Raw genomic sequence first — 13,474 nt, 5'->3', positions numbered from 1 at the left:
TCTTGTGAGCTATGAGCGCGTCGCCGACCCCATCGCGGGTGGATGTCACCGAGACCGGTCTGCGCCGCGCGCTGATCGTGGCCGGGGTGATGGCGGCGGCGCTGATGCAGACGCTCGACTCGACGATCACCAACGTGGCGCTGCCGACGATTCAGGGCAACCTCGGCGCGACTCAAGAGGAAGGCACGTGGGTCGTCACCGGGTACACGATTGCCGCGCTCGTCGTGATCCCGCTCACGCCATGGCTTCAGAACCGCTTCGGGCGTAAGAATTATTTCGTTGCTTCGATCGCGGGCTTCACCATCGCGTCGGTGGTCTGCGGATCGGCGAGCAGTTTGGGTGTTTTGGTTGTCGCGCGCATCGTGCAGGGCGCGTTCGGCGGCGGTTTGCTGGCAACCGCACAGTCGATTCTTCGCGACACGTTTCCACCCGAGCAGCTTGGTCTCAGTCAAGGCATCTTCGCGCTCGGCGCGATCATGGGACCGGCACTCGGGCCGCCGCTGGGCGGCATTTTGGTGGACAACTATTCGTGGAACTGGGTCTTTGACATCAACATCGGCCCGGGCATTTTTTCGGCGATCGTACTCGGCTTGATGCTCCGCGATCCCGAACCGGGGCGCGCGGGGCAGGTGGATTTCGTCGGGCTCCTTCTGCTTGCGGCGGGCATCGGGTCGATGCAATATGTGCTGACCGAAGGTGAACCCCACTACTGGCTCGCCGATCCCGCCGTGTTGATCTTGACCGTCGTCATGGTCATCAGCTTGTGCTCGTTCGTCTACTGGGAACTGTTTCGAACGCAAACCCCGATCGTCGATCTGCGCATCTTGCGAAATCGGAGCGTCGCGGCCGGCTCGATTCTCGGACTCTCGCTCGGAACCGTGGTCTTCGGCACGACCTACATCCTGCCTCAATTCACGCAAGGGCCGCTCGGCTTCACGCCCTCCCTCAGCGGTTTTCTCTTCATTTTGCGTGCGCTGCCGATCATGTTCATGACGCCGCTGATCGTGCGTTTCGCGGGACGCTTCGATCCGCGTCTCGTGCTGGGTTCCGGCTTCGTGCTGGTGAGCTTCGGCAGCTGGCTGCAGGCGCTCGTCACCAACCCGCAGGCGAACTTTTGGAGTTTTGCGCCGGCGCTGATCACCACCGGTATCGGATCTGCGCTGCTCTTCATCCCGCTTTCGATCGCGGTGCTCGGCGCCACGACGCCGCAGGAAGGCCCGAAAGCGGCGGCGTTCATCAATCTCTCGCTGCAACTTGGGGGCTCGATTTCGGTTGCCGCACTGGACGTCATCATCGACCGGCGCTGGTCGTTCCACTCGTCGGTTCTCGGCGCCAACGCGAACCTGCAGGCGCCGGCGGTTGCATTGTTTTTGCAGCACGGCGGCACCACCGGTGAACTCGCGCGGCTGGTCAACGCCCAGGCCGCCATCCTTGCGTACGCAGATGCGACGATGGTGATCGCGCTCGTTTGTCTGCTATGCACGCCGCTCGTGCTGTTCATGCGGCGCCGCCGTGCGATCGCTGCACCGGGCTCGGCCCCTGCGGCACGCTCCGGCGCTGAAGCCGCCGTCCACGCCTGAACGACGAGGGGTCGGTGCGTGAAATACCCACGAAACGACGCTTGTCTCCTCTTCGAGCAAGTGCTATAGTCAGCAGACGCTGAGGCGGCTCCTCGCCACTGTTAGATGGAGGCGGAAGTCATTTATGACGCACCGACGAGTTCCCCATCTCACGTCGACCGTTGTTCTCATAGCGCTCACCGCTTGCAACGGAGGCACGCGAACGACACCGCAGGTCCAGCCACTGGGAAATGCGGTACGCCGAGCCACGAGCGTTGCGACGACGACCCAGTCCTTCGCCATTTTGGCGACCGATGCGCAAACCGCCAAATTGCAATTCGCGCAAGGCACGAATATCGACGGCAACGTTGCCGCATCAGCGGCTCGGCAAGCGGCTATCGAGCTTCAGCAGAACGCGAGCATCAACGGTAACGTGGGAGCCATCGCTTCGCAAACTACGCTGAGTTTGGAACAGCATGCTTCGATCAGCGGAACGGCGTACGTGCCGGCGGGAACCCAAGTTCAGGTGCAGCAAGGGGCTTCGATCGGCGGCGGCGTCTCGAACGCCGCGCCCGTTCCTTCGATTGCTTCAGCGGTCGCGGCGGCACAGACGACCAGCGCTTCCGACGCGAGCCTCCCCGTAACGATCGCTTCGCCGACGACGATCGATACGACCCAGGGACAGAGTGTGACGATCACCGGAACCGCCTCGGTCAACGTCGTCGACCTCAGCGCGCTCGACCTGGCGCAAAACTCCAGCCTCACGTTCAGCGGCGCGGCCGGAGAGTCGTTCGTCGTGAACGTGGCCGGCGAAGCGAACGTGCAGCAAAATGCCCAGGTACGCGTGAGCGGCGGCATCACGGCGGGTGACGTCGTGTTCAACTTCACCGGCGCGAACGGCGAGATTCAACTTCAGCAAGGCGTGTCGTTTCAGGGCTCGATTTTGGCCCTTTCGCGCCCGAACGTCGAAATACAGCAAAACGCCGTCGTCGGCGGCTCGGTGATCGCGGACGGGCAGAACCTCCAGCTCCAACAAAACGCCGTCGTGCAAAACACCGCGCCGTCGGCAGCGCCGACGTCGCCCGTGTGGATCGGCGACGCATTTGGCGGCAACCAGTTGCTGCACTATGCGGCAAACGCAAACGGGAGCGTGACGCCGACGCAAGCGCTCGTCGGCGGTAAGCACGCTCGGGGGATCGCTTTCGATGCGAGCGGCAATCTCTACGTCGCCGAGGGAAATCAGGGCGTCGCGTTCTATCCCGCGCCGCTGAGTGCCGCATCGATTGCGACACGCACGATCGGACCCGGGCCGCTCTGCGGCGGCGGCGCGACGGCGATAGCCGTGCAGGCGGGCGTGCTCTACGTTGCGGGAGGACCGTGCGGCAGCTCCGGCGCCGTGTCGGTATTCCCGACCAATTGGTCTGGAACAGCCCCGACGCCGACGGCAGTCATCGATACCGGTTTGGGCAGCGTGAACTCGATCGCGGTCGACCCGAGCGGAAACATCTACGTTGCGAACTCCGGCAACGGCTCGTCGGTACTCGAGTTCGCGCCGATCGGGACGCAGACCGGGACGCTGACGCCGGCACCTTCGCGTACGATCCCCGGCTGTCTAGCTGCGCAGGAATGCCTCGGTGGAATCGCTACCGACAGCAGCGGCAATCTGTATGTCGGTAACGGCAATAATCCCGAAATCGCCGTGTTCCCCCCGTCGACGGCGGTGACGACGCCAACATACACGCTTAGCACGTACGCTGGAAACGGATGCGGGCTGTGGTCGGTGGCTGTCGACAACGCCGGGAACATGTGGATGCTTACGTTTGAATGCGGAACCTCGCAGCAATCCATAGTCGAGTTTGCCCCCGTCGCTTCGGGAACGACGGGGTCGGTCGTTGAGGCCCCCGTGCTTGCTCTTAACCCCGGAATAATGCAGTGGGGCTCGGGCAACGGGCTGGCAGTCGACCCATCGGGCAACGTCTGGACGGCCAACGATTACACCACGACGATCACGGGGTATGCTATCGCCGGGCTTTCGGGGACCGTAAACAATCCGACCGCTTCAACGACGATCACGCAAGGGCCGGATACCGTTTTCGGTCCGGCGCAGCTCGCCTTCGACAACGCCGGAAATCTCTGGACGCCGAATAGCAACGCTACGCTTGCCGAATTCTCGCCGAGCGGCGGGGCCTTGAGCTTCGCAGCCCTTCTGGCGCCGCCAAACCTGGGCTGCCCCGTAGGTCTCGCGTTCGACGCCAGCGGCAACATGTATGTCGCCGACGTCTGCGGGCAGGTCGTGTCGGTCTTCGCGCCACCGTTCACGTCGAATTCCGTGCCGGTGCGAACGCTGCAGGTATCAGGGCTTGGTGCCCAGACGCAGATCGCGCTCGACGCGAACAACAACCTTTATGTTTTGAACGAGAGCAATAATAGCGTTGTAATTTATCCTGCGGGTGCCGGCGGCGCTGCAACGCCGCTCGCGACGATCACGAGCAGCGGCGGCAGCATCGCTTCACCCACCGGGATCGCGGTCGACGATGTTGGGAACATCTACGTCTATAATTCGTCGGGATCCGGCTCGGTCTCGGTTTTCCCGCCGGGGTCGAACGGCGCGGCGACGCCGTCGCGGATCATCACCGTCTACGACGGCAGCGGTTTCCAGCTCGCGGTGGATAAGCAGCTAAACCTCTACGTGAGCACCGGCTCCGGCTTTGCGGTGTACGGACCGACTGCGAACGGAAGCGCCACCCCGATTCGCAACGTGACCAGCAGCCAACAACTCAGCGGCATGGGTATCGTCCTCTCTCCGTAGTAGCTGCGCCCTCGGTGCTGCCGGTCCACTCATCGGGACCGGAGCACCGAGTAAGGCGGTCGAGCTTGTCGCGGACGCCCAGGCGCAGGCACGCCGAGCGAACGAGTCGAACGCACGGGGCTGATTCGCCGAAGGTACGGAGAGATGGCCGAGCGGCTGAAGGCGGCGGTTTGCTAAACCGTTATACGATGTAAAGTCGTATCGAGGGTTCGAATCCCTCTCTCTCCGAATTCCCGACCCGCGGGCAGGGAATAAAAAAACGACCCCGTATCTTCGTGGGTCGCATCGGGCGGTCGTAGCTCAATTGGATAGAGCAACAGGCTACGAACTTGTAGGTTGGGGGTTCGAGTCCCTCCGACCGCGGATGTACAAAAAAGACCCGGTTTGCACCGGGTCTTTTTTGTTTGCGACGGCGAAGCATAACGCATGGCGACGTGGAACGACGTCGCGCGTCTTGCGATGGCCCTGCCGCAAACGTGCGAGACGGCCAAGCACGGCATGCGATCCGGGCGTGTATTTCACGACCCCGCACTTCGATGGGTATCCGGCCGTACTGGTGCGGCTCGGCAAGATCAAAGCCGGCGAACTGCGCGACCTGATCCTGGAAGCGTGGCTAGCGCGTGCCCCGGCGCGGCTGGCCGATGAGTACCTGCGCTCGCTATGATTTCGGCGGGACGAGAACCATCGTCGCGCGCGGATAGGCGAAGTAGATGGTATCGAAGTTGCGCAGGAAGTCCAGGCTGACCAATGCGGCGCGACCGCTGAACGAGGGTGATTTGCACGCACCGACATAGGTATAGTGAATCGGCCCGAGTTCCATCTCATCGATGTGCCCGCATTCAACCACTTCGTAGTTCGCGCCGATTCCGCGCATGCCGCGGTGCGAGCTGAAGTACCCGGCGAGGCTGGGGTCGACGAGCATCTTCAATCCATATTTCGTGGCGAGGTCGGGCGAGATGAGCACTTCCTGCGGATTGCCTGAGTCGATGGTGGCGTCGACGTCGATCGTGTCATCGAGTTTCATCGGTACGCTCGGCTGACCCGAAACGAGGTCGACGCCGACACGGACGCCGGGAATCTTGGTGAGATCGAGCGTTCCGGGCGGCTGAATCTGCATCGTTTGGTTGCTTACGTCCAGCGTGACGTCGGCGCCGGCCAACAAGCTAAACCCGAGCTGCCCGTCCGGCACAGCGGGGTCCAGGACATCGCCGCCGTAGGCCACCATCACGTTGTGCAGCGTATTGCCTCCGACCGTCAAGCTATCGACGCGCGCGGTTTGCACGTCCAGCGCCGACACGATCCCGTGTGCCTCGAAGGAACCGGCACTTTTCAGATGCGCCTTCGCAGCGAATTCGCGCGAGAAAAAGATCTCCGACGCGCCCGTGTCGAGCATGAACTTCCCCTGGACCCCGTTGACGGTGGCGTTGACGACGATGCGATGGGGGCTCAGTTCGATCGGGAACGGCTTGGGGTTGCTGAAATCCCAGGCGGCGGTTTGCACCGGCGGGTGCAGTTCGCCGGTCGTGACGTCGTTGGCCGACATCGCGGTGACGGTGTGCGTTGCCGTGCTGCCTTCGTATTTGTATCTCGTGATGATGCGCCGCCCCGCAGTCACCTCGCCGTACGCGAGCACGTCGAACGTCGTTTCGTAATCCGTGCCGGGGCCGATGGTGACGCGCTTGTAGGCGCCGCTGGCCGGGTCGACGCAGAGGTCGATCGGGAGCGAGTTCTGCTGTTCGACGTGAACGATCGTACAGGCTGTGCCGTCAACCGTGCTGCTGCCGCGCACGATCCAGGGAAGCGCGGTCACGGCGTCGGTGAAGACGAGATCGCTCGCCAAAATGTATTTATCGACTTTACCGATAAGCGGGACGGTGAAGCCGCTGGCGTCTGAGCGCCAAAAGACGTTTCCCGTGAAGCCGGTCGAAAAATTCTCGGCGCTTTGTTTTTCGGCTGTGTCCTGACGAAAGAGCGCGCCGATGGATTTCCAGTGTTCGGTACGCAGCACTTTGGCGTCGCTGTCACGCGTGATCGTTTCGGTTATGTCGAGCGACGAGACCGCATCCGAACCGAACTGCCAGCCGGTATAGGCCACGTGCTTGGCTTTGAGGGCGTTGCCGTCATCCGCGAACGCCGAGGACGCGCAAAGCAGAACGAGCCCGGCAACAACGGCAAAAGAGCGGAGCGAGTGCATAGCGTCCCCCTCGTCGGAATGGCGGCGACTTAAGCGGGGGAAGCAGGCCTCCCTTCGGACTTGTTACCTATAGCGGGTTCTGGTAAAGTCAGTTGTCGAAAACCGCCTTCGGCCGATGTGGCTCGGTAGCTCAGCGGTAGAGCAGGGGACTCATAAGCCCTTGGTCGGGTGTTCAAATCACCCCCGAGTCACCACTTCGGAACCCCCGCAACGTTGTGCGGGGGTTCTTCGCGCAGGGAATTGGGGGGCTGCGCTAGGATTGCAGCAGGTCCCGGTTCCCGGGGCCAAGCGGAGGGCCGCCGTCTCGGCGGCCGTTCCCCTATCCAGAGGTAAAGTTAGGAACCATGTCCACGATCCCGTGCGATTTCTGCCCCCACCCGGTCGATCGCAATCAGATGGAAGAGATCGAGATCTCGCACTACGTGCCCGACAGCTCGGGCGACGACCTCGCCTACGCGCGGACGTATTTCTTCGGCCATCCCGACTGCGTGCGCAAGTTCTACCGTACGCTGGTCGATCACAAATTGGACCTGTTCAAGCACATCCCCAGTGCCGGAACGGGAACGACGCCGGAATAGCGTGCGCCCGTAGCTCAGCTGGATAGAGCGCTGCCCTCCGAAGGCAGAGGCCGGGGGTTCGAATCCCTCCGGGCGCGATTCTTTTGCCGGGTGTGTAGATGATGACGGAGGACGAGAAGTATATTCGGCGAGCGATCGAACTGGCTGAAAACGCGGCTGACGACGGCGACGTTCCGGTCGGCGCGGTGCTCGTCAGCGGCGAGTTGATTCTCGAAGCGAAGAACGAGAAAGAAGCGCGGCCCGATCCGACGGCGCATGCCGAGATGCTGCTGATCCGCGAAGCCTCGCGCCGTCTGGGCGCGTGGCGCTTGCACGAGGCGACGCTCTACGTCACCAAGGAACCTTGCGTGATGTGCGCCGGCGCGATCATCGCGGCGCGGTTGAAGCGCATCGTCTATGCGGCGCGCGATCCGAAGGGCGGGGCCGACGGCAGCGCGTTCGACGTGCTGCAATCGTGGAAAACGAATCACCGGCTCGAAGTCACGTCGGGTGTCTTGGAAGAAGAAGCGGCCGAACAACTGCGGCGGTTCTTCCGTCGCAAGCGCCTTCCGCACGAGCGGGAAGGTATCGACGCCTAATCGCGTGTAGATACGGTGTCGCCAAGCGGCAAAACCGCATCACCCGGAGGGCGATGCAGAAGCCGCATCACCCGGAAGGTGATGAGGGCATCACCTGGATGGTGATGCAAGAGCCGCATCACCCGGAGGGTGATGCATGTGGATTTAGGGCAGGATGCCCGGTGCCACCATAGGTGGCAAAATCCATTCGGAGAGGTGGTCGAGTGGTTGAAGGCACCCGCCTCGAAAGCGGGCGTACCTGATGAGGGTACCGTGAGTTCGAATCTCACCCTCTCCGCCATAAACGAAGAAGCCGAGCAATGTGCGCGGCTTCTTTGTTTCTCGTCCTTCGACTACGGCGCTCCGCGGAGCTCGTCCTGAGCGAGCGCAGCGAGTCGAAGGGCTCAGGATGACAAAAGCTATGGACTGGGGCTGGGGCTGGGGCTTGGGCGCGGCGTGCCGGCGAGGCGCGGATCGGGAGCGGTCGCAGGAAAGGTGAAATCACTGAACGTCGTGACCGCCGCGACTTTGAACGCGCCGATGATCGCGACGTGCTGCGTGGCGCTCCAGGTTCCGCGCGTGATCACCCAGTAGCCGTCGACCATCGAGTAGTCCAGCCCGATCACCATATCGCTGCCGTTGTCTTGCAGCGTCACGTGCGAAGGCAACTGCGTTGCCGGATCCTCGATCACTTCCGACGGGTAGAATGTGTTGTTTCCGGTGCGCGGCGTCGGGTCGATCAGGAGATGCAGCGCCTCGGCGGTTGAGTCCGGCGCGTAGCGCGGCGCCCACTCGGAAAAATACGGAACGACCGCGTCGACGCTGGGATCCGGCGCCGGTTCTTGAAGTTGAAACGGCTGTCCGGGGGAGAAGGAGATCTCGATTTTCTTCAGATTCGCGAAGTAGCTGAACTGAAACGACGAGAACGGATCGAAGAACGGGATCACCGGGAACGCATCGCCGGTGCGTACCGCGCCGTTCGGAAGATCCTGCATCACCGCATAGTCATCGGCCACGCGCACGGCGACGTAGCGATTGATGTCCTCGCTGCGGTCGGCGCCTTCGACGTGGGTGCTCTCGCGAAACGTGATATACGCGGGCGCGGCGGTGAGATAGGTGTTCGCCGCGCGGTCGATCAGCGCGGCGAGCGCGGCATCGGCTCCGATCATACCGGGCGCTTTCGCCCGCAGGGAACGGGCGTACTGCTGCCGCAGAGGCCGAGGTGATCGAAGAACCATCCGCACCGACGATCGAGCGCGTGGTCGAACTGCGCCGCACCATTCACCGCCATCCCGAACTCGGCTTCGAAGAGCACCAGACTCAGGCCTTGATCGAGCGCGAGCTCGATGCGCTCGGCATCGAACATCGGCGCATCGCGCTGACGGGCGTGGTGGGCGTCGTGCGGGGCGCGCTTCCCGGTCACGTCGTCGGTTTGCGGGCAGACATGGACGCGCTGCCGATCACCGAACGGACGGGTCTTCCGTTTTCCTCGGAAAGCGCTGGGAAGATGCACGCTTGCGGTCACGACGCGCACACTGCGATGCTGCTCGGCGCCGCGCGCGAACTGCAGACCATGCGCGAGCGACTGCACGGAACGATCGTATTGCTCTTTCAGCCGGCCGAAGAAGGGCCGGGCGGTGCGCTGCCGATGATCGAAGCCGGCGCGCTCGACGATCCGAAAGTCGAGGCGGTGATGATGCAGCACGTCGACATGCGCCTTCCCGCCGGCACGATCAGCATCACACCGGGTCCGGTCAACGCATCGGCCGACGAGCTGCACATCACGGTACGCGGCAAAGGCGGACACGGCGGGTATCCGCATACCTCGATCGACGCGATCGTTGCGGCGAGCGCGGTGGTGCTTGCGCTGCAAAACATCGTCGCGCGCGAGATCGATCCGCTCAAAGCGGTCGTGGTCACGATCGGCACGATCGCCGGCGGCTACCGCAACAACGTCATCGCCGATGAAGTGCGGATGTCGGGCACGCTGCGCGCACACGATCCACAGGTGCGCGATGGCTTGGAAGCGCGTCTGCGCCGCATCATCGATCATGCGGCAGCGGCATACGGCGCGAGCGCGGAGGTTCGGATCGTGCACGGTTATCCGCCGGTCGTCAATAACGTCGAACTCAGCGAAAAGTTCGTGCGCTACCTGCGCGCGAATACGACGCTTCCGGTGGAGCGTTACGTTCCGACGATGGGCGCCGAAGACTTCGCCTACTTTGCGCAGCGCGTGCCGGGCGTGCAGGTGCGCCTCGGGATCGCCGGCGAGGCGGCGGGCGCGGTTCACCCCGCGCATGGGGCGCAGTTCCGGCTCGACGAAGACGCGTTGCCGGTCGGGGTGCAGACCCTGGTCGCCTTTGCGGTTGCCGGAGGAGCGGGCGATATCTTGGGGGTTGCTTGACCGGCAGGCACTATAGATAGGGCCTGAGAAGAAATCTGCCCATGGCGATCATGGCCGATGCCCTTGCCCGCCCCGGGCTGCGGTCGTACAGCGCGAGTCTCGATATCGAATCACCCGTCGAAGAGGCGTTCGCGCTGCTCTGTTCCGTTGAAAAGTGGCCCGTGTGGCTCCCCTTCTTGCGCAGCGCCTCCCTGGCGGATCCGGCATCTCCGCTGCAGGTGGGAAGCGAAGTGATCGTACGTTCGAGTCTGCCGGGGTACGCCGAGCAGCTCTACGAAGTCGACCAGCTCATCACGAACTTCCATCTCTCCCTGGTCGGTGCGTACTCCGTGCGCCGGACGCTCGATTTTCGGATCGAGCGCAAGACCTCGCGAGCGAAGCTTCGCGTCAAGTTCAGCTACCCCGCGTACGGGGGGCGGCTCGGCGCGCTGCTGGACGCCTGGAGACGCGGGCGGCGGTTCGAGCGCTGGCTCGGCGACGCGCTGCTGCAGTTCAAGGGGTTGGCGGAGTATGAGCGCTAGCAGTCATTGACCAAGAGTGCCAAGCTTGGTATAAAAGAACGCGTATGCCGCTCTACGACTACCGCTGCGCCGCTTGCGGCAAGCTGACCGAAATTCGTCATGGGTTCAACGAGACGAATCGCGAGCCGTGCCCGCATTGCGGCGGCGCGCTGACGCGCGTTTTTAATCCGGCGCCGATCGTTTTCAAGGGGTCGGGTTTTTATAAGACCGACTCGCGGCCGTCCGGTTCGAAGCCCGAGTCCAAGACGGATTCGAAGACCGACTCGACGTCGTCATCGCAGAGCGCGGCCGGCACAGGCTCGGCAAGCACCTCGAGCGAGTCCAAGACCAGCACGTCCGACCCGGCTGCCTAGCCGCACGAGGGGCCGAACCCTCTAAGGCAGCGGCGGCGGTTCATCGCCTTCGGGCGGTTCCCACTCCCAACCCTGCGCGGGCGGCGTACCGCTGGAAAAGCCGAAGCCCGGCGGTTCGGGCGGCGCGCCCGGAGGCGTGGCAAAGGGCATCCCAAAGGGTGCACCCGGACCCGGCGCGCCCGGTGCCGGCGGAGCCGGAGCGCCGAACGGCGCGGGTGCGGGTTTCGGCTTCGGCGGCGCCGGTGGTGGCGGCGGCGGGGCCTGGGCAACGGCCGGCTCGGGCTCGATCGTATCGGGCGGGGTGACGAGGCGCGGCGCGGCCTCGACCGGCGGCAGCTCGTATCCGCTCTGCGCGCTCACTTCGGCCGGCCGTCCGCGGCGGCGGCGCGGCGCGGGCTGGGCGCTCGCCGGCGCAGCCGCCGGTGCGGGGGCTGGAAGCGGCGGGCGCGAGGGAAGACGCGGGGTGAAACTGGGCACGAGCAAGTCGCCCGCGGCAGCACCGACCAGCACGTATCGCGGCGGCGGCAGCAACTGCGCGTCCGAACGCCGCGCGATTTGACGCAGCTCGTCCATGTACTCGCGCGGCGCGTCTTCCACTTCGATCGTGTCGAGTAAGAGTTGAATCGTGTCGATCAGATAGTGCCGCGGCGGTACCTTACTGAAAGCGAATACGTGCTGCGAAACGTCGGCCTTCACGCCGTGCAGCAATTTCTTCCAATACTCGAGCGGCTGATAGTATTCGAATTGTCCCAGCTCGCGTTTGGCTTGTGAATAGAGCAACGCGATGCGCTTGCCGAGTGGATCCGCCGGCGGCGCCGGCTCGATCACCGCCACCCGCCGCGCGACGCGCGCCAACTCCGAGAGCACCTGCGAATGGAAGAAGGGATCGATCTCGTGCAGATAATGGTGCGCGATCGCAAGATCGAAGCTGTTGTCCTTGGCCGGAATAACCGAGGTGCTTCCGCGCAACAAGCGCGCGTCGAGCTTGGAGAAGGCGTTGATCGGTTCGCTGCGATGCTCGATGACGGTGACCTTCGCGCCGCAGTCGATCGCCCGCTGCACCTGCGATCCGTCGGGACCGTATCCGCACATGAGCACCTTGGCTTCGGGAAGCACGACGATCGCTTCCCAGATCAAGGTCTCCAAATAGTGCGCTTCGGACGCAAATTCGTCCACCGTGTAGACCGGCTGTTCGTTCACGTGCGTTGAACGCTCCCCAGCGTTTCGAGAAAGGACGGGAAACTCACGTCGATACTAGCATCGCTGTCGATTCGCAGCGGTCCTGCGCCCGTCGCCAGCGTCGCGGCGGCCATCGCGATGCGGTGATCGTCGTGCGTGTCGATGTCCGCGCCGGTCGCGCGCGGTCGCGCGCCGCGGATCACGAGGCCGTTGGTTGCAACCTCGACCGCGATCTCGACCGCGCTCAGCAGCCGTTCGATGGCCGCGAGGCGGTCCGATTCCTTCGTGCGCAGTTCACGCACGCCCGTGATCTTCGTTTCGCCCTGCGCGAAGGCGGCAGCGACGGCGAGCACCGGGATTTCGTCGATCGCGCGCAACGCGACGTCGGGGCCGATCGTCGTTCCGTGCAAAGGCGCGTGGTGTACGAACAGATCGGCTACGGGTTCGCCGGATTGCTCGCGCGGATTGCGCAGTTCGATCGCCGCGCCCATCGCGAGCAATGCATCGAGCAACCCGGTGCGTGTCGGATTGACGCCGACGTCGGTGATGGTGAGCTCGCTGCCGGGAGCGACGGTTGCGGCAACGATGAAGAACGCGGCAGCGGAGAAATCGCCGCACACGGCGATCGGGTTCGCTTGTGTAATCCCGCTGCGCAGCTCGATCGTCTTTCCATCCCAGGTGACGTCGGCGCCGAGATACGTGAGCAGCCGCTCGGTGTGATCGCGCGAGCCGCGGTCCTCGAAAATCGTGACCGGTGTTTTTGAAAAGAGGCCCGCGAGCAGCAGCGCCGACTTCACCTGCGCCGAGGGAGAGAGCAGAATGAAACGCTGCGTTTCGATCCGTGGAGTGCCCTCGAACCGGACCGGAAGCTTTCCGCCGGTCGTCTCGATCTTGGCACCGAAGGCACGCAGCTGCGCGGCAACCGGTTCCATCGGACGGCGCCGCAGCGATTCGTCGCCGTCGAAGGTCGCGGGGACGTCGGCGCCCGCGCATACGCCGAGCATCATGCGCGCGGTCGACCCGGAGTTCATGCAATCGAGCGGTCCCATTGGTTCGTGCAAACTTCGTGCACCGATCGTGACGGCGTCGGTGGCATGTTCGACCCGTGCACCGAGCGCGATGAGCGCCTCCATCGTCGCACGGACGTCGCGGCCGGGATTGAGCCGGCGAATCTCCACCGGCTGCGCCGCGGCGGCGGCGAGCATCAGCGCGCGATGCGAAACCGACTTATCGCCGGGAACGGAAATCGTGCCGCGTAAGGGACCGGGTTCAAAGCTGCGCGAGCGGAGTTTGAGACTCGACATGAGACCGAGCCGGATG

General features: G+C 63.9%; 12 protein-coding genes and 5 tRNA genes. 13 read left to right on the top strand and 4 right to left on the bottom strand.

What is annotated here, in order from left to right; genetic code table 11:
* Positions 1-38 precede the first annotated feature (38 nt).
* From VMF11_09230 to VMF11_09210, 5 genes are all read left to right on the top strand, one after another.
* The gene (locus VMF11_09230; GenBank protein HTU70486.1) at positions 39-1,580 is read left to right on the top strand and encodes a DHA2 family efflux MFS transporter permease subunit; all 1,542 of its coding nucleotides are present in this window, start codon (positions 39-41) and stop codon (positions 1,578-1,580) included.
* A 124-nt stretch (positions 1,581-1,704) separates the two neighbouring features.
* The gene (locus tag VMF11_09225) at positions 1,705-4,368 is read left to right on the top strand and encodes a choice-of-anchor A family protein (protein HTU70485.1); all 2,664 of its coding nucleotides are present in this window, start codon (positions 1,705-1,707) and stop codon (positions 4,366-4,368) included.
* Between the two features lie 138 nt (positions 4,369-4,506).
* A tRNA-Ser gene (locus VMF11_09220) sits at positions 4,507-4,596 on the top strand.
* Between the two features lie 61 nt (positions 4,597-4,657).
* Positions 4,658-4,731 (top strand) — tRNA-Arg (locus VMF11_09215).
* Between the two features lie 148 nt (positions 4,732-4,879).
* Positions 4,880-5,032 carry a hypothetical protein gene (locus VMF11_09210; protein ID HTU70484.1) on the top strand — a complete coding sequence of 51 codons (153 nt, stop codon included), beginning with the start codon at positions 4,880-4,882 and terminating at the stop codon, positions 5,030-5,032.
* Here the strand turns inward: VMF11_09210 and VMF11_09205 are convergent.
* Entirely contained in the window at positions 5,027-6,562 is a 1,536-nt protein-coding gene (locus VMF11_09205) for a retropepsin-like aspartic protease (GenBank protein HTU70483.1), read from the bottom strand. The two genes, VMF11_09210 and VMF11_09205, sit on opposite strands and share 6 nt — an antisense overlap.
* A gap of 119 nt (positions 6,563-6,681) precedes the next feature.
* On the opposite strand from VMF11_09205, the gene VMF11_09200 reads away from it, so the two are divergent.
* From VMF11_09200 to VMF11_09180, 5 genes are all read left to right on the top strand, one after another.
* A tRNA-Met gene (locus tag VMF11_09200) sits at positions 6,682-6,756 on the top strand.
* A 150-nt stretch (positions 6,757-6,906) separates the two neighbouring features.
* Positions 6,907-7,140 carry a hypothetical protein gene (locus VMF11_09195; protein ID HTU70482.1) on the top strand — a complete coding sequence of 78 codons (234 nt, stop codon included), beginning with the start codon at positions 6,907-6,909 and terminating at the stop codon, positions 7,138-7,140.
* A 3-nt stretch (positions 7,141-7,143) separates the two neighbouring features.
* Positions 7,144-7,217: transfer RNA gene (locus tag VMF11_09190), tRNA-Arg, on the top strand.
* A 21-nt stretch (positions 7,218-7,238) separates the two neighbouring features.
* The gene (gene tadA / locus VMF11_09185; protein HTU70481.1) at positions 7,239-7,718 is read left to right on the top strand and encodes a tRNA adenosine(34) deaminase TadA; all 480 of its coding nucleotides are present in this window, start codon (positions 7,239-7,241) and stop codon (positions 7,716-7,718) included.
* A 189-nt stretch (positions 7,719-7,907) separates the two neighbouring features.
* A tRNA-Ser gene (locus VMF11_09180) sits at positions 7,908-7,998 on the top strand.
* A gap of 118 nt (positions 7,999-8,116) precedes the next feature.
* On the opposite strand, the gene VMF11_09175 is transcribed toward VMF11_09180, so the two are convergent.
* A complete protein-coding gene (locus tag VMF11_09175) occupies positions 8,117-8,866 on the bottom strand; it encodes a hypothetical protein (protein ID HTU70480.1) in 750 nt (249 codons plus the stop codon).
* A gap of 53 nt (positions 8,867-8,919) precedes the next feature.
* Here VMF11_09175 and VMF11_09170 point away from each other — a divergent pair, with 53 nt between their 5' ends.
* Genes VMF11_09170 through VMF11_09160 form a run of 3 tightly spaced genes read left to right on the top strand, consistent with a single transcriptional unit; the run spans position 8,920 to position 10,975 of the window.
* A complete protein-coding gene (locus VMF11_09170; protein HTU70479.1) occupies positions 8,920-10,101 on the top strand; it encodes a M20 family metallopeptidase in 1,182 nt (393 codons plus the stop codon).
* A 41-nt stretch (positions 10,102-10,142) separates the two neighbouring features.
* The gene (locus VMF11_09165; protein HTU70478.1) at positions 10,143-10,622 is read left to right on the top strand and encodes a hypothetical protein; all 480 of its coding nucleotides are present in this window, start codon (positions 10,143-10,145) and stop codon (positions 10,620-10,622) included.
* Between the two features lie 44 nt (positions 10,623-10,666).
* Positions 10,667-10,975 (top strand): FmdB family zinc ribbon protein, encoded by a 309-nt coding sequence (locus VMF11_09160; GenBank protein HTU70477.1) that lies wholly within the window; start codon positions 10,667-10,669, stop codon positions 10,973-10,975.
* A gap of 21 nt (positions 10,976-10,996) precedes the next feature.
* Here VMF11_09160 and VMF11_09155 read toward each other — a convergent pair whose 3' ends face one another.
* Complete coding sequence (locus tag VMF11_09155; protein ID HTU70476.1) at positions 10,997-12,175, bottom strand: class I SAM-dependent methyltransferase; 1,179 nt, start codon at positions 12,173-12,175, stop codon at positions 10,997-10,999.
* Positions 12,172-13,458, bottom strand: a complete 1,287-nt coding sequence (aroA, locus tag VMF11_09150; protein ID HTU70475.1) for a 3-phosphoshikimate 1-carboxyvinyltransferase — start codon at positions 13,456-13,458, stop codon at positions 12,172-12,174. The genes VMF11_09155 and aroA overlap by 4 nt, the downstream gene beginning before the upstream one ends.
* Positions 13,459-13,474: the final 16 nt, after the last annotated feature.

It is taken from the genome of Candidatus Baltobacteraceae bacterium, assembly GCA_035502855.1.
Classification (GTDB): Bacteria; Vulcanimicrobiota; Vulcanimicrobiia; order Vulcanimicrobiales; family Vulcanimicrobiaceae; genus Aquilonibacter.
Note: the sequence above shows the minus strand (reverse complement) of the source record. Positions and strands in the feature narration are given on the sequence as shown.